Source organism: Sorangiineae bacterium MSr12523 (genome assembly GCA_037157775.1).
In the GTDB taxonomy this organism is placed as follows: domain Bacteria; phylum Myxococcota_A; class Polyangia; order Polyangiales; family Polyangiaceae; genus Pendulispora; species Pendulispora brunnea.
The window spans coordinates 5,045,273-5,069,588 of the sequence record CP089982.1 but is presented as its reverse complement, the minus strand read 5'-3'; the positions used below and the strand labels follow the sequence as shown (position 1 = coordinate 5,069,588).

Below are 24,316 nucleotides of genomic sequence, written 5' to 3'. Positions count from 1 at the left end.
GCTCGCTCGTTCAGCAGCGCGTGCAGGTGCTCGGCCCCTGCGGCGGCGTGCGCGCTTTGGGCAAGGTCGTCGAGGCTCGTGGCGGTGAGCGCACGCTCCGGGATGACGATGCCTGCATGCACGACGCTCCGCAAGTCGGCGTGTTGCGCGTCGAGGTCCGCGATCAGCGTTTGCAGCGCGCTACGGTCCGCGATGTCGCACGCGGCGAAGGTGACGCGGGCGGCGAGATCCAAGGCCGCGGCGTCGGTGCCGGCTGGACGGGCGAGCACGATATGCTCGGCACCGCGTTCGGCGAACCAGCGGGCCACGTAGGCTTGCCGCTCCGGGCCACCGCCTACGACGAGGACGGTTCCGCGCGCCTGGAAGTCGCGCCCCTCCGCCGAGGGCGCCCGCACGAGGCGGCGTGTGTGCAGTTTGCCGTCGCGCAAGGCCAGCTGGTCTTCGGTGCGAAGCGAAAGCGCGGGCAGCAAGGCCTCGAGCTCCGCGGGGTCGAGCGTGTCGCCCAGATCGATGAGACCACCCCAACGCGACGGATGCTCCAGCGCCGCCACGCGACCCAGGCCCCACGCCATCGATTGAACGGGGCGCGAAAGCGCCGGGCCCACCGCACCGCGCGTCAATAGCCACAACGGCGCCTCGACGTCGGCGTCGACCCACGCTTGCGTGAGCAACATCGTCCACGCGAGCCCCGCGGGCAATCCATCGTCGCGCGCTGTTTCGTCCATCGCGAGAAGCGACAGGACACCGTGCAGGCCGTCCGGACCGGCGGCGCGGTCGCGCAACTCGGCCGCGAGGCGGTCGCGATCGGCGTCGTTGGCCACGGGCGCGACGTCCACGCGGGCTCCCTGCTTCGAGAGCGCTACCTGCAGCGCGCCGACCAGGGCATCGGATGCGAGCGACATGGGCACGAGCAACAGCCACGTGCCGGTTACGGCAGGTGCCGCGGCGGGTTGGGCGAGAAGCTCCCAGACGATGCGGTAGCGCAAGCCGTCAAGCGCGCTTCGTTCGTGCCTGCGGCGGCGCCAATCGGACAGCCGCGGCAGAAGCGACGCCAGCGTGCTGCGGTCGTCTTCGTCTTTGGCGAGCATCATGCCTTGGAAGGCATCGACGTCTCCGCGCTCGACGGTCGCCCAGAACTCGGTCTCCTCCGAGGCGATCGGGCCCCGGCCTGCACGCGCCCCGTCGAGCCAGAATCGCTCGCGCTGGAAGGCATACGTGGGCAGGTCGACCCGTCGCGCCTGCAAGGGCTCGAAGACGGCGCTCCAGTCCACGTGCACGCCATGGGTGTGCAACGCGGCCAGCGCCGAGCGGAGCACGTCCACCTCGTCGCGATCTTTGCGCAGCGAGGCCACGAAGGCGCCCTCGGGCAGGCACTCCTGCCCCAGGGCCGAGAGCACTCCGTGCGGGCCGAGCTCCAAGAACGTGGTCGTGCCCTCGGCATGGAGGGTCGCGATGCCCTGGGCAAAGCGCACGGGCTCCCGCACCTGGCGCACCCAGTATTCCCACGAGCAAAGGTCATCGTCGCTGGCCACGCGGCCGGTGACGTTGGAGATCACGGGAATGCGCGGCGCGTGGTAGGTGAGCCCCTGCGCCACCCGGCCGAACTTCGCGAGCATGCCGTCCATGTGGTGCGAGTGGAAGGCGTGGCTGACGCGCAGGCGCGTGACCTTTCGTCCGAGGTCCTCGAAGTGCTTCGCCACCTCGCGTACGGCCGCCTCGTCCCCGGAGACCACGGTGGACGACGGCGCGTTGAGCCCTGCGATGCAGGCACGCACGTCGAGCTGCGCCAAGGCTGCGAGAACTTCGTCCTCGGTGGCGCGCACCGTGATCATGGCTCCGATGTCCGGCAGCTCCTGCATCAGGAGCGCGCGTGCCGCCACGAGTTTGCACGCATCCTCCAGGGAGAAGACGCCTGCAATGTGCGCGGCCACGAGCTCGCCGACGGAATGACCGAGCAGGATATCGGCGCGAACGCCCCAGCTTTCCACCAGCCGATGGAGTGCAACCTCGACGGCGAACAGGGTCGTTTGCGTGTAGAGCGTCTCCTCCAGGAACGGAGCGCCTTCGGTTCCGGCAGCCGCAAAGAGCACCTCGCGAAACTTGGGCCCGAAGGAGCCGAGCTCGCGCTGAAGGTGCGTGCAAATTTCCTCGAGGGCCTCACGGTACGTGGGGAATGCGTCGTAGAGCGCGCGCCCCATGCCAGCGCGCTGGCTCCCCTGCCCCGTGAAGAGCATGGCCAGTTTGCCGCCGTCGCCGTGCGCCGTTTCGCCATGGGCCAGCTGCCCGGCGGCGAGGTTCGTCAGCGCGTCGATGCACTCGTTCCGATCGCGCGCGACGAAGGACGCGCGCTGCTCGAAGTGCGTGCGGCCCGTCGCCAGCGAGTAGGCGACGTCGGCGAACTCCAGCTCGGGATGGGCCGCCAGGTGCTCGGCGAGCCGGGCCGCTTGCGCGTGCAGTGCGTCCTCGCTCCGGCCGGAAAGAAGGACCGGAAGCGCGCCAGACGCGACAGACGCGACAGGCGCGCCAGACGCGACCGCGGCCGGCTTTTCAGCCTCCGTGTGGGGCGCCTCTTCCAGGATGACGTGCGCATTCGTCCCCGAAAGGCCGAACGCGGAAACGCCAGCACGACGCGGCCGTCCACCGTCGTTGCGCGTCCAGGGCCGCAGGCCATCCACCACCTCGACACCGAGCGTGTCCCACTCGAGGTGGGGATTGCGCGGTGTGGTGTGCAATGTCGCGGGCAGCGCTTGGTGCTGCAGCGAGACGATCATCTTGGCCACACCGGCCAGCCCCGCGGCCGACTCCAGGTGCCCGACATTCGTCTTCACGGTGCCGATCTGCAAGGGGCCGGAGCTACGTCGATCTTGACCGTAAACGGCGGAGAGGGCCTGAACCTCGATGGGGTCCCCGAGGGAGGTCCCCGTGCCGTGGCACTCGACGACGTCGATGTCGCTCGGTGCCAAGCCGGCGTCTTGGAGCGCCGCGCGAAGCACTTTTTCCTGCGCCGTGCCGTTCGGCACCGTGATGCCGCTCGAGGCACCGTCGTGGTTCGTGGCGCTGCCGCGTACGACGGCGAGCACGTGGCGACCATGCGCGCGCGCATCGCCGAGGCGCTCCAACGCGAGCACCACCGCACCTTCGCCACGCCCGTAGCCGTCGGCGTTCGCCGAGAATGTCTTCGAGCGCCCGTCCGGTGCCAGGGCGCGCGTGCGCGAGAGGAGCACGAATGTATCGGGCGAGGACATGACCTGCACACCCGCCGCGAGTGCGAGCTCGCACTCACCCCGGCGCAGCGCTTGGCAGGCCAAGTGCAACGCCACCAGCGACGAGGAGCACGCCGTGTCCACCGACAGCGCCGGCCCCTGCAGGCCCAACGTGAAGGCCAAACGGCCCGCCGCGAACGACGAACTCGTTCCTTGGATGGCGTAGGCCTCCAATTCGTCGGAGCCGCCTTGCAAGGTGACGTAGTCGCCCGCACCAATGCCGACGAAGACGCCCGTGCGGGAGTCCTTGAGCGACGCGGGCACGATGTTCGCGCGCTCGAGGGCTTGCCAGCTGGTCTCCAGGAGCAAGCGATGCTGCGGGTCGACGTACTTGGCTTCGCGCGGGCTGATGCCGAAGAACGACGCGTCGAACAGGTCGACACCATCGAGCATGGCGGCCTCGCGGACGTAGCTCTTGTTGGGTGTCTCCGGATCCGGATCGTAGGTCGCGGCGGTGTCCCAGCGCGCAGGCGGGATGGGACCGACGGCGTCGCGGCCCTCTTCCAACAGCCGCCAGAAGCTCTCGGCATCGTTCGCACCGCCGGGCAGGCGCAACGCCATACCCACGATGGCCACGGGCTCGTCGCTCGATGCACGGGTCACGGCAACCTGCTCGTGCGCGACGGCTTCGCCCAAAGAAGGCGCCAGCGCATCGCGCAGGTGTGCAGCCAGCCGCTCGGGCGTCGGGTGATCGAACGTCACCGTCGCCTTGAGTTTGATCCCTGTCGCCTTCTGCAGACGACGCCGCAGCTCCAGGGCCGTCAGAGAGTCGAGGCCCAGATCGAAGAAGCCTTTGCGCGCGTCGATGTGCGCGGCGTCGGCATGGCCCAGCACCGCCCCCACCTCGGTGCGAACCACCGCCACGAGCTGGCGCTGCCGCTCGACCGGTGCGAGAGGACGCAACCGGGTGACCAGCTCGTTGTCGGTGCCGGCCGGCGCCAGGGCGCTCGAAGCCTCGATGGCCTGCCGCGCCTCGGAAAGATCGTGAAGCAGCGGACGCGGACGCGCGGCGGCGAACGCAGGGGCAAAGCGGGCCCAGTCGAGATCCGCGACCGTGAGGTTCGTCTCGTCGTCCTCGAGGGCCTGACCGAGGGTGCTCAGGGCGAGGTTCGCCGGGATGGGCGACATGCCGCGCCGCCGCAGTTCGACGAGGGCACGGTCGTGGACCATGCCACCGCCCGCCCATGCACCCCACGCGATGGCCGTTGCAGGCAACCCGTGCGCGCGGCGATGCTCGGCCAGCGCATCCAGGTACGCGTTCGCGGCCGAGTAAGCCCCCTGCCCGCCGCCGCCCCAAATGCCTGCGCCGGACGAGAAGAGCACGAACGCATCCAGCGGCCGCTCGGCGAGCAACTCGTGCAGATGCTGCGCCCCGTGCACTTTGCCCGCGAGCGCTTCGTCGAGATCCGACGGGGTGGTCGCCGCAAGCGGCTTCTCCATCCCGACGCCACCGGCGTGCACGACGCTCCGAAGCACGATGCCTGCGACGTCCAGCTCGTTCAGGAGCCGCGCGACGTCGTCCTTCTTGGCGACATCGCACGCAGCCACCGTGACCTGTACACCGCGGGCTTCCAGTTCGCTCTTCAGCGCATCCGCCCCCGGTGCATCCGCGCCGCGGCGGCTCACCAGCACGATGTGCTCGGCGCCGCGCTCCGCGTACCACCGCGCCACGTGGGCTCCCAGCGCGCCGGTCCCACCGGTGATCAGGACCGCACCGCGAACCGGTTTCTCCGTCGTCGCCGCACGCGAACGGGGAGCCCGGACCAGGCGGCGCACGTGGATGTCTCCCCCGCGCAGCGCGACCTGGTCTTCGTCGCCGCCATCCAGGACCGCGCCGAGGGTCTGCTTCCACGTCCCGGCCTCGTCCAGGTCGACGAGCCCGCCCCACGTGGCGGGGTACTCGAGACCGACAACGCGGCCGAGGCCCCACGCCATCGACTGCGCCGGGTGCTCCAGTCGATCCGAGGCGCCAACGCTCACCGCACCTTGGGTCAGCAGCCAGAGAGGCGCGGTATTTCCTATTTCCGCGAGCGCCTGCACGAGCGACAACGTGCGCCCGAGGCCCGCCGCCTCGTCGAGGGCGAGCAGCGACAGAACACCGCGCATGTTCGCCACGTCCGCGGCGCGCAGTTGCTCGGCCAGCGGCGCGGTGTCGGACACCTCGAGCACGTTCACCGTGCCGAGTGCCTCGCTCAGCGCCGCAACCAACGCATCGCTCGCCTGTGAAACCACGAGCAGCCACTGCCCGGAAAGGGTGACACTTGCGCGCTTGGCGGCGCGCTTCCAGATCACGCGGTAGCGCCATCCATCGATGGCGCTTTGCTCCTGGCGATGGCGGCGCCAGCTCGACAGCTTCGGCAGCAACAGCGCCAACGCCGCGCGATCCTCGTCGCCATCGAGTTGCAGCGTTTCGAGCGCGTCCCACAAATCCGTGGTCTCGCCCTTGCGCGGCGTTTGGTCCACGTCCAGCCAGAATCGTTCGCGCTGGAAGGGATACGTCGGGAGCCGCGTGAGTCGGGCGCCGTGCGAGGCGAAAAAGGCGGCCCAGTCCACGTGGAGGCCCCAGCCATGCAGCTCGGCGAAGGACAGCAGGAATCGACCGTAGTCACCTTCGTCGCGCCGGAGCGTGCCCACGACGGCGGCACCGGCCGATGCTGCCTGCCCCTCGAGCATCTCGTTCAAGGCGAGCGACAGCACCGGATGCGGGCTTACCTCGATGAAGAAGCGATGGCCGTTCGCGAGAAGCGCTTCGGACGTCTCGGCGAAGCGGACCGTCTGCCGCAAATTGCGGTACCAATAGCCCGCATCGAGCTCGGTGCCTTCGAGCGGCGTGCACGTAACCGTGGAGTAGAAAGGAATCGTGGCCGCGCGCGGTGAGATTCCCGCGAGCCGCTCCAAGAGCTCGGCTTCCACGGCCTCGACGTGCGCGCAGTGCGACGCGTAGTCCACCCGCACCTTGCGCGCGAAGATTTGCTTCGCGCCCAACTGCGCGAGCAAGCTGTCGATCGCGTCCGGATCGCCCGAGATCAAGGTCGATTGCGGACTGTTCACACTCGCCACCGACAGCCGCGTGCCGAATGGCTCCAAGTAGGCCCCGAGCTCCGCCGCCGCGAGCTGCACCGAGGCCATGGCGCCCTTGCCCGCGAGCCGCGTGAGCGACTTGCTGCGCAAGGTGACGACCTTGGCGGCATCCTCGAGGGCCAATGCGCCGGCGACGTAGGCGGCGGCGATCTCACCCTGGCTGTGGCCCACCACGGCATGGGGCTCGATGCCCATCGAGCGCCACAACGCGGCCAGTGAGACCATGACGGCAAAGAGCACGGGCTGCACCACGTCGACGCGTTCGAGGGCGTCGGCGGGTTGGCCTTCCAGGACAGCCCGAAGTGACCAATCCACGTGCGGCGCAAAGGCCTGCTCGCAGGCGTCGATGTGATCGCGAAAGACCGCGGAGGTCTCGAGCAGCGAGCGCGCCATCGCGGCCCATTGCGATCCCTGCCCCGGGAACACGAAGACGACCTTGCCCGTGACCGAGTCCCGCCCGAGTGATGCCCGCGGTGCGGCCTCGCCGCGTGCAAGCTTCTCCAGCGCGTCGAGCAGCTCGGCGCGGTCCTGCGCCACCACCGCAGCCCGATGCTCGAAGTGCGCCCGGCTCGTCGCCAACGAGTAGGCGACATCGAGCACCGCAACCTCGGGATGCGCCTCGAGGTGCGCGCGCAAGAGCCCCGCCTGCGCCTGCAGCGCCGCCTCGGTCTTGCCGGACAACAACACCGGCACGGCCGCCATGACCCGCTCGGCCATCGGCGCTGCGGTCGCGGGGGCCGGCGCCTCCTCGAGAATGACGTGCGCATTCGTTCCGGAAATTCCGAACGCCGAAACGCCCGCCCGACGCGGCCTCGCTCCGTCCGTGCGGCTCCAAGGTCGAAGGCGATCGACCACGTCGACCGGAAGCGCGTCCCACTCCAAGTGGGGATTGCGCGGCGTCGTGCGCAACGTTGCGGGAAGGCTCTCGTGCTGCAGCGACACGATCATCTTGGCCACGCCCGCCAAGCCGGCGGCCGCTTCCAAGTGCCCCACGTTCGTCTTCACCGCGCCAAGCAGCAGCGGTGCAGTCCGCCCCTGGCCATACACGGCGGCCAGGGCCCGCACCTCGATGGGATCGCCCAGCGACGTGCCGGTACCGTGGCACTCCACCACGTCCACGTCGTTGGGCTCGAGCCCTGCATCCTGCAACGCCGCGCGCACCACCTTTTGCTGGGACGTCCCATTGGGGACGGTGATCCCGCTCGACGAGCCATCGTGATTCACCGCGCTTCCGCGAACCAAGGCCAGCACCTCGTGACCGAGCGCGCGCGCGTCGTCGAGGCGCTCGAGGGCGAGGACCACCACGCCCTCGCCACGCCCATAACCGTCGGCGTTCGCGGAGAACGTCTTCGATCGACCATCGGGGGCCAGGGCGCGTGCGCGCGAAAGGAGAACGAAAAACTCGGACGAGGCCAGGACCTGCACACCGGCGGCCAGCGCCAGATCGCACTCGCCGCGGCGCAACGATTGGCACGCGAGGTGAAGAGCCACCAGCGACGACGAGCATGCCGTGTCCACCGAGAGCGTGGGACCCTGCAGCCCCAAGGTGAAGGCGAGACGGCCTGCGGCGAACGAGGCACCGGATCCCTGGATGGTGTACACCTCGCGCTCGGCCGCACTGCCTTCGAGCCAGGTGTATTCGCTGGCGCCGATGCCCACGAACACGCCCGTCGGCGAATCCTTCAGCGCGGTGGGAACGATGCTCGCGCGTTCGAGCGCCTCCCAACTCGCCTCGAGCAGCAAACGATGCTGTGGGTCGAGGTGCTTCGCCTCGCGCGGGCTGATGCTGAAAAAGGCGGCATCGAACAGATCCACCCCGTCGAGCATGGCCGCATCACGCACGTAGCTCTTGCTCGCGACATCGGGATCCGGATCGTAGAAGGCGCCCGTATCCCAACGGCTCTCGGGGATCGGTCCGATGGCATCGCGCTCCTGTTCGAGCAGGCTCCAGAAGGAGTCGGCATCGGACACCCCACCCGGCAGACGCAGTGCCATACCCACGATGGCCACGGGCTCGTCGCTCGCCGCGGCGACCCGCATGCGAGTCTCGCCCTTCGGGGCCAGATCGCCCAGCGCCGGGGCCAACGCTTCGCGGAGGAAGCGCCCCACGTGCTCGGGCGTCGGATAGTCGAACGTCAGCGTCGTCGGCAGCTTGATGCCCGTCGCGTTCTGCAGCCGGCGCCGCAGTTCCAGCGCGGTCAGCGAATCGAGGCCCAGGTCGAAGAAGCCCTTCTCGGCCTCGATGCGGCTCGCCTCCGCGTGGCCGAGCACAGCCGCGGTTTCGCCGCGGACCATCGACACCAGGTGGCGCAGGCGCTCGCCCTCCGACATGATGCGGAGGGACGCGATGAGTTCGCGCTCGAAGGCGGACGCGGGCGGTGCGGCGGCGCGGGCCTCTTGCACCTCGGGAAGATCACGGAAGAGCGGCGGCACGCGTTCGCCGGCGATGGAGGCTTTCCACTCGATGTCGGCGATGGTGACGTTGGTCTCGTCGTGATCGAGCGCTTGGCCCAACGCGGCCAGTGCCATCGAAGGCGCCATGGCGAACACGCCCTGACGCCGCAAGGCCACGCCGGCCCGGCCCTGCGCCATGCCGCCTTCGGCCCACGCGCCCCATGCGATGGACGTTGCCGGCAGGCCCTCGTCGCGCCGGCGTTCGGCGAGCGCGTCCAAGAAGGCATTGGCGGCGGAGTAGTTCCCCTGCCCGGCCCCGCCGATGACCCCCGCGATGGACGAGAAGAGCACGAACGCCGACAGCGAATGCCCTCGGGTGAGCTCGTGCAAATGAACCGCGGCCTCCTGCTTGGCCCGCAGGACCGACTGCAGCCGCTCCGGCGTGAGGGACGCGAGCAGGCCATCGTCGAGGGTTCCCGCGGCGTGCACCACCACCGCGAGCGGGTACTCGCCGGGCAGGGCCGACAGCAGCGCCTCGAGCGCGCCCCGATCCGAGGCATCGCAGGCCGCTACGGTGACACGGGCACCGAGCTGCTCGAGCTCCGTCTGCAAGGCGGCCGCGCCCGGCGCCTCGACCCCGCGACGGCTGGTGAGCACGAGGTGCTCGGCACCGCGGGTCGCGAACCAACGCGCAACATGAGCACCCAGTGCACCGGTGCCACCGGTGATGAGGACCGTCCCCCGAGGAACCGCGCGCGGGGCACGCTCCGCGGCCTCGCCCAGCGGCGCCCGCACGAGCCGCCGCACGAACGCGCCGGTGCGACGCAGCGCAAACTCGCGCTCTTCCCCCAAGCCGCCCGCGAGCGCTTCGAGCAAGCGACCCGCGTCGAATTCGGCGTCCAGGTCGACGAGACCGCCCCATCGCTCCGGGTGCTCCAGCGCGACCACCCGCCCGAGGCCCCACGTCATCGCCTGCAAGGGATTCGCCATCGGCTCGTTTCGGTCGACGCGCACGGCACCCCGGGTGAGGAGCCAAAGCGGTGCATCGAGGCCCGCATCGCCGAGGGCCTGCACGAGCGCCAAGGTCGTTCCAACGTCGAACGTCGCCAGCGCGAGCACGCCCCGCGCGGGCTCGAGCTCGCGAAGCTGCGCCGCGAATCGTTCGCGATCGGCGCCGTCCGCAGAGACCACCTTCACGGTGGCACCCTTTTCCTCGAGCGCGCGTCCCAGCGCGGTGGTCAGTGCGTCGTCGGCGGGCGCGACCAGGAGCCAGAGGCCATGAAAGTCCGTCTCCGGCAACGTCGTTTCAGCGCGCTTCCACGCGACGCGGTAGCGCCAGCCGTCGATCGTGCTCGACTCACGTCGCTGCCTTCGCCAGCGCGACAGGCCCGGGAGCAACGTTGCCAGCGCGGAACGGTGCGCGTCATCGTCCACGCGAAGCGCCGCAGTGAGTGCGTCCACGTCGTCGTTCTCGACGGCGTGCCAGAATTCGCGTTCGTCGGGGGCGGCGGTTGCTTTTTCGGTCTTCTTCTTCGTCGCATCCAGCCAGAAGCGTTCGCGCTCGAAGGCGTACGTGGGCAGGTCGACCCGGCGCGCCTTCAGCGGCTCGAAGAACGTCTTCCAGTCCAGGTACCGGCCGCGCGCATGCAGGGTGCCCACGGCCGCGGTCAGCGTCGCGAGCTCCGACTCGTTCTTGCGGAGCACGGACACGAAGGTGAGGCCCGCCTCGTCCGCGAGAGCCTCCTCGCCCAAGGCCGAGAGCACGCCGTGCGGGCCGAGCTCCACGAAGGTGCGCGCGCCTTCGGCGTGCAGCGTGCGCACGCCATCGACGAAGCGCACGGCCCGACGGACCTGCTCCACCCAGTAACTTGGGGAGCGTAGCTCGCTTTCGGTCGCGGGCTTGCCGGTGACGTTCGAAACGATGGGGATCTCGGGCGCATGGTACGTCAGGCTCTTCGCCACGCGGGCGAAGTTCTCGAGCATGCCGTCCATGCGGTGCGAATGAAACGCGTGGCTCACGCGCAAGCGCGACGTCTTGCGTCCTCGCTCCTCGAAGATGCGCGCCGCAGCCAGCACGGCCTCCTCGTCGCCGCTGATCACCGTGGAGAGCGGGCCGTTGAGCGCCGCGATGGATGCACGATCCCCGACCTGCGCGAGGACGTCCAAGGCCTCCGCCTCCGACGCTCGGACCGTGACCATGGCCCCGCCCTGCGGCAGGTTCTGCATCAGACGCGCGCGCGCTGCCACCAGCGTGCACGCGTCGTCGAGCGAGAGCACCCCCGCCACGTGCGCCGCCGCAAGCTCGCCAATGGAGTGGCCCAGGAGAATATCGGCCTTGACGCCCCAGCTCTCCAGGAGCCGGTACAGCGCAACCTCCAGCGCAAACAGGCCCGTTTGCGTGAACATCGTCTGATCGAGCCGCGCCGCATCCTCGCTGCCCTCCGCCGCGAAGAGAACCTCGCGCAGTGGCCGCCCGAGCTCGAAGCGCGCGCAAATGGCATCCAGCGCGCTGCGAAATACCGGAAATGCCTCGTAGAGCGCGCGCCCCATGCCCGCACGCTGGCTGCCTTGCCCCGTGAAGAGCACCGCCATGCGCCCGCCCGCCGTGCTTCGCGCCACGAAGGCGCGCGCGTTGGGACGGTTCTCGGCAAAGGCCTCGAGCTCCGTGAGCAGGGAAGCTCGGTCCGTCGCGACGAACGAGGCGCGGTGTTCGAAGTGCGCGCGGCTCGTCAGCAGCGAGTACGCCACGTCGGCCAGCGCGGCCTCGGGATGCGCCTCGAGGTGTGCCCGAAGAAGCGATGCCTGCGCACGCAGCGACGTTTCGCTTTTGGCCGACACCGCGATCGGCAGCGCGCTTCGTGCCTCGCCGGCCTCGCGGACGTCTTCCCGGGCCGGGGCCTCCTCGACGATGACGTGGGCGTTCGTCCCCGACAAACCAAACGACGACACCGCCGCGCGCCGAGCCTGCCCATTCGCCGGCCAAGGAACCGTATCGCCCAGGAGGCGAACCGTGCCCTGCGACCAATCGATGTGCGGCGAAGGATTCCCCGCGTACAGTGTCTTCGGCAACGCCCCGTGCTGCAGGGCGAGCACCATCTTCATGACGCCGCCCACGCCCGCCGCGGCCTGTGTGTGGCCCATGTTGGACTTCAGGCTGCCCAGCCACAGCGGCTTCTCTTTGGAGTGCGCCCGCCCGTAGGTCGCGAACAGAGCCCGCGCCTCGATGGGATCGCCGAGGGTCGTGCCGGTGCCGTGCGCTTCGACGGCGTCGACCTCCTCGGGCTTCAAGCGCGCATTCTCCAGCGCCTGGCGGATCACGCGCTCCTGCGCCGGTCCGTTGGGTGCCGTCAGGCCCTGGCTCTTGCCATCCTGGTTCACCGACGAACCGCGCACCACCGCGAGAATGGGGTGCCCGTTTCGTTTGGCATCGGAGAGGCGCTCGAGCAGCAACATGCCCGCGCCCTCCGACCACCCGGGGCCATTCGCGTCGCCCGCGAATGATTTGCAGCGACCTTGCGGCGAACCCACGATCAAGAACGAAAGCTCGTCGAACGCGCTGCGCGCCGCCATGACGCTGACGCCGCCGGCCAGCGCCAACGAGCACTCTCCTTGGCGCAGCGCCTGGCAGGCCAAGTGGATGGCCACCAGCGACGAGCTGCAGGCGGTGTCCACGGTCACGGTCGGACCGTGCAGGCCGAACGCATAGGCAATGCGCCCGGAGATCATGCTCGCCGAGCTGATCATGCTGATGTAGCCCTCGTGCCCTTCGGGCAAGGGGACTTCGTGCTTGGCGTAATTGTTGTACATCACGCCGACGAACACGCCCGTCTGCGAACCGTGGAGCGTTCCCGGATCGATGCCCGCCCGCTCCATCGACTCCCACGTCGTCTCGAGCAGCACGCGCTGCTGCGGATCCAACTCGCGCGCCTCGCGCGGGCTGATACCGAAAAAGGCGGGGTCGAAACGGTCGACCTCGTGAAGAAATCCGCCCTCGCGCGCAAAGGTGTCGCTCGTGGCCTCGGGGTCGGGATTGCGCAGCGGCTCCAGGTTCCAGCCGCGGTTCTCCGGAAAAGCCGAAATCGCATCGTGGCCTTCGCTCACGACCCGCCAGAGATCCTCCGGAGTGCGCACGCCGCCCGGAAAGCGGCAACCCATGCCCACGATGGCAATGGGTTCACGCGATGCACGAACGAGCTCCCGATTGCGTTGACGCAGACGTTCGACGGTCAACAGGGAGGCGCGGAGCGCTTCGGAAACCTCGTCTTTCGGATCACTCATAAAGGGCACTTTCCTCGTCATCGAAATTGTCGGCGCTCGCGTCGAGTGCCAACTTGACCAATTCGTTCGTGGTCATTGCGGATATGGCGGGTGCGGCGTTCTTGCTGGCGCCGTTGTCCTCGTGATTTGGAACATTCGCGAGGCGCAGCAAGACGTCGACCAACCCCGCCTCGCGCAAACGCTCGAGTGGAATCGATTGCATTACATTACGTATTTCGGCGTCACCAATCTTCGCCTTGGATCCATTTTGCTCCGATTCCGCCCCCGATACGTTCAGTGCGTCGGATAGAAGGTATTGGACCAGCCCGGCAGGTGTCGGGTAATCGAAGGCCAACGTCGCCGGCAGTGTCACACCGACGCGGCGGCCCAGCGTATTTCGCAATTCGACGGCCATGAGCGAATCGAGCCCGAGCTCGGAGAGCGGTCGGTTCGCTTCGAGGGCACTGGGCGATGTCATACCCAGAATGGGCGCAATGTCATTGCGCACGATTTCGAGCAAGGTCCGCTCGCGCTCGGCGGGTGGCTGGGCAAACAGCCGCTGCTTGAGGGACTGGACCGCCGCACTGGACTCCGCGGTGTTCACGGACGCGGGCCGTGGATCTTGTCCGCGCACGAGATCCTGGAACAGCGGCGGCAATGCATCGACCCGCGCACGCAACGCTTTGGTGTCGAAGTTCGCCGCCACGAGTGCGGCGTCGGACCGGGTGAGCGCCGCATCGAGCAGCGCCAGGCCTTCGAGGGAGGAGAGCGCACGCAGACCACCGCGCTCCATACGTCGAAGATCGGCGTCCGTGAGGTGCGCAGTGAGTGCGGATTTTTGCGCCCAGTAGCCCCAGTCGAGCGAAAGCGCCGTGAGGCCTCGCGCCTGCCGGTGCTGGGCGAGCGCATCGAGGAAGGCGTTGGCCGCCGCGTAGTTTGCTTGCCCGGCGCCGCCGAACACACCCGAAATCGAGGAGAAGAGAACGAACGCGGCGAGATCCTGCCTTTGCGTCAGCTGGTGCAGGTGCGTGGCCGCATCGACCTTGGCACGCAGCACGGCGTGCAGGCGCTCGGGGGTCAACGAACCGATGACGCCGTCATCGAGCACACCGGCGACGTGAACCACGGCGGTCAGCGGATGTGCGGCGGCGACGGACGCCAAGAGCCCTTCCAGCGCCTCACGCCGGCTCGCGTCGCATGCTGCAATGGTCACCGTGGCGCCGGCTTCGGTGAGCTCACGCTGCAGTGCCTCCGCACCGTCGGCCGCGAGACCTTGGCGTGAGGTGAGCAGCAGGTGCTTGACGCCGTGGGTACGCACCAAGTGCCGCGCCACGAGCGCGCCCAAGCTTCCCGTGCCGCCGGTGATCAACACGGTGCCTTCCGGATCCAGCGGGCGGGCCATCGACTGCGACGTCCGCGCGACGCGGGCGAGCCGCGGCAGCAACCGACGCCCCTCGCGCAAGGCGAGTTGGTTCTCGGTCACTTCGAGGGCGGCAGGAAGCGCCGCACGCGACTCGGGGCTGCCGTCGGTATCGATCAGCAGGATGCGCCGATCCGGATTCTCCGCCTGGGCGGAGCGCACCATGCCCCAGAGCGTTCCCAGCGCGAAGCCGGGGACGTTTTCCGCAGGCTGCACGGCCATCGCGGAGCGTGTGACGATGACGAGCCGGCCCGCCGCAAGTCGCGCATCGGCGAGCCACGCCTGCACGAGAGAAAGCGCACGCGTCGCCGCATCGTGGGCCGCCTCGACGGTGTCGTCGCTTTCCACGACGAAGGTGGCCACGACGGCGTCCGGCGCGTTCGCCAAGGCCCCGAGATCGGCATGGCGCCCCTGCCAGGTCGGGCTCGCGGCGAAGGTCGCCTCCAGGCCGAGGGCGTCCGGACCCACGAGCGCCCACGTGGGCGTCGTCGACGACGAAGCCGGTGCATGCTCGCCCCACGTCACCGCGTACAGATTGGTGGCCTGGTTGCGGAGGAACTGGTCCGCCGGTGCTTTGCGCAGGGAGATGCCTTCGATGTGCGCGACCTGCTCGCCGCCCTCGGACCAAAACGAAATATCGGCCACCGCGAGGTCGTCCAACCGGCTTTGCGCGCGGTCGCTGCGAATGACGAATTCGCTCCAGGACGGCGTCAGGCTGCGTCCGCGCCAGACGAAGCGGTCGACGGAGAAGGGCACTTGGACGATGGGCGAGCCGTTCTCCGTGTCGAGAACGCCGTCGCCGAGCAAGGAGAAGACGGCCCCCATGCCGAAGCCGTTGTCGATCAAGCCGCCGTGAAGCGGGGCGTCGCCGACCTGCACGCCGGGGGGCACTTCGAGGTATGCGAGCCCGACCCCATCGCGAAGGACCGTGGCCCGGCGCAGCCAACCCCACTGCGGCCCCCAGTCCATGCCGCGCACGTGGAAGTGCTCGACGACCTGCGGGAACGAGATGGACGGCCGATCCGCGGGGTAGTCGGGCAAGGGCGCGGCCGGCTGGAGCTGGCCCGAGGCCACGGGCCCGATGCGGCCGCGGGCGTGGGTGACCCAGACGCCTTCACGCTGGCTGGCGATGGTGGCGAAGAAGCCCGAGCTGCCGTCGTTCGCCGGCGTGAGTTGGACGTGGGCCAACGCGAATTCCGTCGGCTGCTCGAAGGTCATGGCGCGCACGAACTCGACATCGCGCAGCTCGACGGGCTGCTCCGGCCAATGCGATTCCGCCACGGCGAGGAACACGGCCAAGACGAACGCACCCGGCACGACGACGCGCCCGTAGACGATGTGGTCGCGAAGGTAGGTTTGGAACGCCGGTCCAATCTCCACGGTGTGAAGAACCGAGCCGTCGGGCAGATCGAGCTTTCGTCCCGCGAGGAAGTACCGGCTCGCAGGTTCGCCCAGCGCGGTGGACGATGGTTTCGATACGGTGCGCCAGAATCGCTCGCCCTGGAAGGCGTACGTGGGCAGCGCCACACGGCGCGGTTGGGACGGCGCGAAGAAGGCCGCCCAATCCACGGCCTGACCGCGACCATGCAAGCTGCCGACGGCGGCCATCAAGGTGGCGATCTCGGGCCGGCCCTTGCGCAGCGACGGTACGAAGATGGAGGCCTCGTGGCCGTCGCCCGAGGCGGTCTCTTGTCCGAGCGCAGAGAGCACGGCATGCGGACCGAGCTCGAGGAAGGTGGTGACACGTTCCTCGCGAAGTGTGCGAACGCCGTCGACGAAGCGCACGGCCCGGCGAACGTGCTTCACCCAGTACTCGGCGGAGCCAAGCTCGCCCGCCTCCGCGAGCCGGCCCGTGACGTTCGACACGATCGGGATGCGCGGCGGATGGTAGGTGAGCCCGCCGGCGACACGCGCGAACTCCTCGAGCATGCCGTCCATCTGCGCCGAGTGGAAGGCGTGGCTGACGCGCAGCCGCGTCGTTTTGCGTCCGAGCGCTTCGAAGTGCTTCGCGATGCGCTCCACCGCCGATTCGTCGCCGCTGACGATGGTCGACGAGGGGCCGTTGAGCGCTGCGATGTCAGCGCCGCCGAGAAGCGGAAGGACCTCGTCCTCGGTGGCCTGCACGCCGAACATGGCGCCCTTGCCCGGCAGGACCTGCATCAGGCGCGCCCGTGCCCCCACGAGCTTGCACGCGTCCTCCAGGCTGAGAACCCCGGCGACGTGTGCGGCCACGAGCTCGCCGATCGAGTGGCCCAGGAGAAGGTCGGGCACGATGCCCCAGCTCTCGACGAGCCGGAAGAGCGCGACCTCCAGCGCAAAGAGCGCGGTCTGCGTGAACGCCGTTTGGTCCAAAAGTGCCGCGTCGTCGGTTTCCTCCGCGGCGAACATGACGTCGCGCAAGGGCCGATCGGCTCCGAGCTCGCGGTCGAGCTCACGGCAAAGGGCGTCGAGGGTTTCGCGAAAGAGCGGGAACGCGTCGTAAAGGGCGCGCCCCATGCCCGCCCGCTGGCTCCCCTGCCCGGTGAAGAGCACCGCGAGCCGCCCCGTGGAGGGGCGCAGGCTCGCACCGCCTTGACCGAGCGACGCGAGCGCCGATGCCAACTCGGTGCGGTCGGCGGCTACGAGCGCCGCGCGATGCTCGAAGTGCGTGCGGCTGGTTGCCAGCGAGTAGGCGATGTCCTCGAGCCCGAGCTCGGGGTGCGCGGCGAGATGCTCTCCGAGTCGCGCGGCTTGCGCACGCAGGGCCGCTTCGCTCTTTGCCGACAGCAGCACCGGCACGGGCGTTCCGGCCTTCGGGCCCTCGAGGGCGGGCGTGGCCTGCACGGGCGCCTCTTCCAGGATGACATGGGCATTGGTGCCCGAAAGGCCGAACGACGAGACGCCCGCACGGCGCGGCGTACCATCTTCGTGGCGCGCCCACGGCTGCAACGCATCGACGACGTGCACGGGAAGGGCCGCCCATTCGACGTGCGGATTGCGCGGTGTCGTATGCAAGGTCGCGGGCAGATGCCCGTGCTGCAGCGATACGACCATTTTGGCCACGCCAGCCAAGCCCGATGCAGCCTCCAAGTGCCCCACGTTCGTCTTGAGTGCGCCGATCCGCAGCGGGCGCTCGGAGCTCCGTCCTTCGCCGTAGACCGCGGCCAAGGCTTGCACCTCGATGGGATCGCCCAAGGACGTCCCGGTGCCGTGGCACTCCACGACGTCCACGTCCTTCGGACCGATTCCCGCGTCGTGAAGGGCCGCGCGAAGCACCTTTTGTTGCGCGGTGCCGTTCGGCACGGTGATGCCGCTCGAAGCGCCATCATGGTTCGTGGCGCTGCCCCGCACGAGTGCGAGCACCTCGTGCCCGCGCGCCCGAGCATCGGCAAGGCGCTCCAATGCGAGCACCACGACGCCTTCGCCGCGCCCGTAGCCGTTCGCATGGGCCGAGAATGTCTTGGACCGCCCGTCGGCCGCCAGCGCCCGCGTTCGCGAGAGAAGGACGAAGGCTTCGGCCGACGCCATGACGTTCACGCCCGCCGCCAGGGCAAGCTCGCACTCGCCCCTGCGCAATGCCTGGCAGGCCAGGTGCAATGCCACCAGCGACGAGGAGCACGCCGTGTCCACCGACAAGGCCGGTCCCTGCAGGCCCAAGGTGAAGGCCAGACGACCTGCCGCGAACGACAGCGCCGTTCCTTGCAGGGCATACGCCTCGGCCTCCTCGGCGCCTCCTTGCACGGAGGGGTAGTCGCCGGCGCCGATGCCGATGAACACGCCCGTCTGGGAGTCCTTCAGCGCCCCGGGAACGATGCCCGCGCGCTCGAGCGCTTGCCAGCTCGTCTCCAGCAGCAGCCGATGCTGCGGGTCCACGAACTTCGCTTCGCGCGGGCTGATGCCAAAGAACGAGGCATCGAAGAGGTCCACGTCCTCGAGCGTCGCGGCCTCGCGCACGTAGCTCTTGTTCGGAGCTTCGGGATCGGGATCGTACATCGTCGCGTCCCAGCGGTTTTCCGGAATGGGGCCGACGGTGTCGGTGCCCTGCTCGAGCACGCGCCAGAAGCTTTCCGCATCGGTCGCGCCGCCGGGCAGGCGCAGCGCCATGCCCACGATGGCCACCGGCTCGTCGCTCGACACACGTGCCCGCGTCTCCTGCGTGCGAACCACGGTCTCACCCAGCGCCGGCGCCAGGGTGTCGCGCACGTAAAGCGCTGCGCGCTCCGGTGTCGGGTGGTCGAACGTGATGGTGGCCGGCAACGGGATGCCGATGGCCTTCTGCAGGCGCTGTCGGAGCTCCACGGCGGTGAGCGAGTTGAGTCCCAGGTCGAAGAAGCCGGTGCGCGGATCGATCCGCGACGCATCGGCGTGGCCCAGCACAGCCCCCAACTCGGTGCGGACCACCGCGACCAGGTGCCGCAGGCGCTCCGCCGGTGTGAGGGGACGCAACGCGTGCACGATGGCGTTGTCCGCCTCGGTCGCCGGAGCGGCGTCGATGGCGGCGCGTGCCTCGGGAAGATCGTGCAACAGCGGCCGCACGCGCGCGGCGGCGAAGGCCGGGGCGAAGCGTGCCCAATCGAGGTCCACGACCGTGAGGTTCGTCTCGTCGTCGTCGAGGGCCTGGCCAAACGCCGTCATCGCGAGCGCCGGCGGCAGCGCCGACATGCCACGGCGGCCCAGTTCGACAAGGGCGCGTGCGTCGGCCATGCCGCCGCCCGCCCACGCACCCCACGCGATGGCCGTGGCAGGCAACCCGTGCGCGCGGCGATGCTCGGCCAGCGCATCCAGGTACGCGTTCGCAGCGGAATAAGCGCTCTGCCGTCCGCCGCCCCAAACGCTGGCCGCGGACGAGAAGAGCACGAAGGCGTCGAGCGGACGCTCCCCGAGCAGCTCGTGCAGATGTTGCGCTCCGTGCACCTTGCCCGCGAGCGCTTCGTCGAGATCCGACGGGGTGGTCGCCGCCAGCGGCTTCTCCTGCGCCACACCGCCCGCGTGCACGACGCTTCGAAGCGCGATGCCTTGGGCGTCCAGCTCGTTCAGGAGCTGCGCGATGTCCGCCTTTTTCGCGACATCGCACGCGGCGAGTGTGACCCGTACGCCGCGGGCCTCCAGTTCGCCGTTCAGCGCATTCGCCCCCGGTGCATCCGCGCCGCGGCGGCTCACCAGCACGATGTGCTCGGCGCCGCGCTCCGCGTACCACCGCGCCACGTGGGCTCCCAGCGCGCCGGTCCCGCCCGTGATCAGGACCGCACCGCGAACCGGTTTCTCCGTCGTCGCCGCACGCGAACGGGGAGCGCGGACCAAGCGGCGCACGTGGATGTCTCCCCCGCGCAGCGCGACCTGATCTTCGTCGCCGCCATCCAGCACCGCGCCGAGGGTCTGCTTCCATGTTCCCGCCTCGTCCAGGTCGACGAGACCGCCCCACATCGCGGGGTACTCCAGGCCGACAACGCGGCCGAAGCCCCAAGCCATCGACTGCGTCGGGTGCTCCAATCGATCCGAGGCGCCAACGCTCACCGCACCTTGGGTCAGCAGCCAGAGAGGCGCGGTATTTCCTAGCTCCGCGAGCGCCTGCACGAGCGACAACGTGCGCCCGAGGCCCGCCGCCTCGTCGAGGGCGAGCAACGACAGGACACCGCGCATGTTCGCCACGTCCGCGGCGCGCAGTTGCTCGGCCAGCGGCGCGGTGTCGGACACCTCGAGCACGTTCACCGTGCCGAGCACCTCGCTCAGGGCCGCAACCAACGCATCGCTCGCCGGCGAAACCACGAGCAGCCACTGCCCGGAAAGGGATACGGTTGCGCGCTTGGCGGCGCGCTTCCAGATCACGCGGTAGCGCCATCCATCGACGGTGCTTTGCTCCTGGCGACGGCGGCGCCAGCTCGACAGCTTCGGCAGCAACGTCGCCAACGCTGCGCGATCGTCGTCGCCTTCGAGTTGCAGCGCTTCGACGGCGTCCCACAAATCCGCGGTTTCGCCCTTGCGCGCGGTTCGGTCCACGTCGAACCAGAATCGCTCACGCTGAAACGCGTACGTCGGTAGTTCGGCGAGCTGAGCGCTCCACGGTGCGAAGAACGCACTCCAGTCGATGCGCTGTCCGCGGCCATGCAAGCTGCCCAGCGCGAGGCCCAAGGTCTCGGGCTCCTTGCGATCCTTTCGCAGCACCGTGAGGAAAGCCGTCTCCTCGGCGGCGTCGCCCGTCAAGGACTCGCGCCCCAGCGCCGACAGCACGCCGTGCGGCCCCAGCTCGAGGAAGGTGCGCACCCCTTCGGCGTGCAGCGTGCGGATGCCATCCGAGAAGCGCACAGTCTCGCGGACTTGCTTCGTCCAGTACTCCCACGACCCAAGCTCGTGCTCGGACACCACCTTGCCCGTGACGTTCGACACGATGGGGATGCGCGGCGGCGAGTACGTGAGGCGCCGGGCCACCTGTCCGAAGGCCTCCAGCATTCCGTCCATATGCTGCGAGTGGAACGCGTGGCTGACGCGCAGCGGTGTGACCTTGCGACCCCGTGCCGCGAAGTCGCGTGCGATGCTCTGCACCGCGGCCTCGTCGCCGCTGATGACCGTCGACATGGGCGCGTTGAGGCCCGCGATGCACGCTCCGGTGATGCGGGCGAGCACCTCGAGGACCTCCTGCTCGGACGCCTGCACCGTGACCATGGCGCCACCTCGGGGCAGCGCCTGCATGAGACGCGCGCGGGCCGCAACCAGCGTGCAGGCATCCTCCAGCGAGAACACCCCCGCCACGTGCGCGGCCACGAGCTCGCCGATCGAATGCCCCAGGAGCACGTCCGCTCGGACGCCCCAGCTTTCGAGCAGCCGATAGAGTGCCACCTCCAGCGCAAACAAAGCCGTCTGCGTGAACAGGGTCTCATCGAGCCGCTCCCCCTCGGCGAACAGCACGGCCTGCAGCCGCTCTCCGAGTTCCCGATCGAGGTGAGCACAAATCGCATCGAGCGTGTCACGGAAGACGGGGAACGCCTCGTACAGCTCCCTGCCCATGCCGGCTCGCTGGCTGCCTTGGCCCGTGAACAACACAGCCAGGCGGCCTCCCTCGCTGCTCCGTGCCATGACGGCACGGGGGTGCGGGAGGCCGCGCACGAAAGCCTCGAGGCCACCGGTCAGCTCGGCGCGATCCGTGGCGATGAAGGCGGCGCGGTGCTCGAAGTGCGAGCGCGTCGTGCTCAGGGAATGGGCCACGTCGCGCACATCGAGATCGGGGTGCGCGATCACGTGCTCGAGCAGGCGCGCGGCCTGCGCGTGCACTGCGGCTTCGCTCTTGCCCGAGACCAGCACGGGCACGACGGGCATGTCCGGGCGCGCTTCCGGCGCAACGGGTGCCGGGGTGAGATCTTCCTCGACGATCACGTGCGCATTGGTGCCCGAGAGCCCGAACGACGAGATCGCGGCGCGTCGGGGGCTGCCATCCTCCGGCCGCGGCCACGGCCTCAGGGCATCCACGATGCGAATCGGAAGTGCATCCCACTCGACGTTCGGGTTGCGCGGCGTCGTGTGCAAGGTCGCGGGCAGGTGGCCGTGTTGCAGCGAGACGAGCATCTTCGCGACGCCCACGAGGCCGGCCGCGGCCTCCAAATGGCCCACGTTCGTCTTGACGGCACCGAGCAGCAGCGGACGCTCGGCGCTTCGACCCTCGCCGTAGACCGCGGCAAGCGCCTGCACCTCGATGGGATCGCCCAGGGCCGTGCCGGTGCCGTGGCACTCCACGACATCGACGTCGCGCGGCTCGAGGCCTGCATCGCCCAGCGCGGCGCGCAACACCTTCTGCTGCGAGGTTCCGTTCGGCACGGTGATGCCGCTCGATGCGCCGTCGTGGTTGGTGGCGCTTCCACGCACGAGTGCGAGCACGTGGTGCCCGCGCGCACGCGCGTCCGCCTGCCGTTCCAACGCGAGAACCACCACGCCTTCGCCGCGGCCATAGCCATCGGCGTTGGCCGAGAACGTCTTCGAGCGACCGTCGGGCGAGAGCGCCCGCACGCGGGAGAGGGCCACGAACGCCTCGGGGGCGGCCATGACTTGCACACCGGCTGCGAGGGCGAGATCGCACTCGCCACGGCGCAACGCCTGGCAGGCCAGATGAAGCGCCACCAACGACGAGGAGCACGCCGTGTCGAGCGACAGCGCAGGGCCTTGTAGGCCCAAGGTGAAGGCCAATCGGCCCGCGGCGAACGATGACCGCGTCCCTTGGATAGCGTACACCTCCTCGGGGGAATCCTGCGGCGGGGTGTACTCGCCTGCGCCCACGCCGACGAACACCCCCGTCCGTGAGTCTTTCAGCGAACCGGGCACGATGCTCGCGCGCTCGAGTGCCTCCCAGCTCGCCTCGAGGAGCAGCCGATGCTGCGGGTCGACGTACTTGGCTTCGCGCGGGCTGATGCCGAAGAACGCCGCGTCGAAGAGGTCCACGCCGTCGAGCATGGCGGCTTCGCGGACGTAGCTCTTGTTCGGCGCTTCGGGATTCGGATCGTAGACCGCGAGGTTGTCCCAGCGGCTCTCCGGAATGGGACCCACGGTGTCGCGTCCCTCTTCCAACAGCTTCCAGAAGGTCTGCGCGTCGTCGGCGCCGCCCGGCAGCCGCAGGGCCATGCCCACGATGGCCACAGGCTCGTTGCCCGAGACGAGGACCACCGGCCGGGCGCTGCGAACGTGGGCCTCGACGCCGCCCAGCAAAAGGCGCGCGACGTGTTCCGGTGTCGGGTGATCGAACGTCAGGGTCTTCGGCAGCTTGACGCCCGTTGCCTTTTGCAACCGCCGGCGCAGCTCCAGCGCGGTCAGCGAGTCGAGGCCCAGGTCGAAGAAGCCCTTGTGCACGTCGAGCTTCGCCGGCTCGCCGTGGCCGAGGACCGCCGCCGTCTCCGACTGGACCAGGGTGACGAGATGGCGCAATTGCTCGTCGGCCGGCAGCGATCGCAGCCGCGCGAGGAGCTCCCCTTCCGAGGCTTGTGCCGATGCGCTCGAGGCCTCCCGGCGCGCGTCGGGCAGGTCGCGGAAAAGCGGAGCCGCGAGGGCCGCGCCGGCGCGTGCCCATGCGATGTCGGCCACGGTGAGGTTCGTCTCGTCCCGCTCGAGGGCGCGGCCGAGTGCGGCCATCGCGAGCGAGGGATCCATGGGCGACATGCCTCGCCGCCGCACCTCGGCCGCGGCCCGCTCGTTGAGCATGCCACCGCCGGCCCACGCGCCCCAGGCGACCGACGTCGCCGGCAACCCGCGCGCCCGGCGATGCTCGGCCAGGGCGTCGAGGAAGGCATTGGCCGCAGCATAGTTGGCCTGCCCGGGGCTGCCGATCACGCCGGATACGGACGAAAACAGGATGAACGCCGAGACGGGGTGCGCCTGCGTGAGCGCGTCCAAGTGCACGGCTGCATCGACCTTCGCACGGACCACGAATGCGAGTCGCTCCGGGGTGAGGGAGCCGAGCAGCCCGTCGTCGAGCGTCCCCGCCGCGTGCACCACCACGGTCAGCGGGTACTCGGCGGGGATGGATGCCAGCACGGCCTCGAGCGACGATCGATCCGATGCATCGCACGATGCGAGGGTCACGCGAACACCGAGCGCGCCGAGCTCCGCCTGCAAGTCGGCGGCGCCCGGGGCGTCGGGGCCGCGCCGGCTCACCAGCAGCACGTGTTCCGCGCCACGGGCCGCGAACCAGCGCGCGACGTGACCACCGAGCGCACCGGTGCCGCCGGTGATCAGCACGGTGCCCCGCATCGCGAAGGCCTGGGCCGAGGCGGGCTCGGTTCCGGGCGCGCGAACGAGACGGCGTGCGTACACGCTGCCGTTGCGCAGCGCCAGTTGATTCTCGCCGGTGCGTGCCGATGCCGCGAGGACGTCGAGCACCTTCGCATCGAGTGCATCGCCCGCATCGACGATGCCGCCCCATCGCTCGGGGTGCTCGAGACCCACC

At 69.6% G+C, this 24,316-nt stretch carries 2 protein-coding genes (both cut by a window edge); both read right to left on the bottom strand.

Features of this window, described 5'->3' with window-relative positions:
* Nucleotides 1–13,016: the 5' portion of an SDR family NAD(P)-dependent oxidoreductase gene (locus tag LZC95_19275; protein ID WXA98950.1), read on the bottom strand. The gene continues 7,246 nt to the left of window position 1, outside the view; only the first 13,016 of its 20,262 coding nucleotides appear in the window; it begins with the start codon at nt 13,014–13,016; its stop codon lies off the left edge, out of view.
* A protein-coding gene (locus tag LZC95_19270; GenBank protein ID WXA98949.1) for an SDR family NAD(P)-dependent oxidoreductase crosses the window boundary here: on the bottom strand, nt 13,009–24,316 show its 3' portion. The gene runs 7,997 nt beyond the window's last position; only the last 11,308 of its 19,305 coding nucleotides appear in the window; the start codon falls outside the window, past its right edge; it ends in the stop codon at nt 13,009–13,011. Before LZC95_19270 ends, LZC95_19275 begins: the two co-directional genes overlap by 8 nt.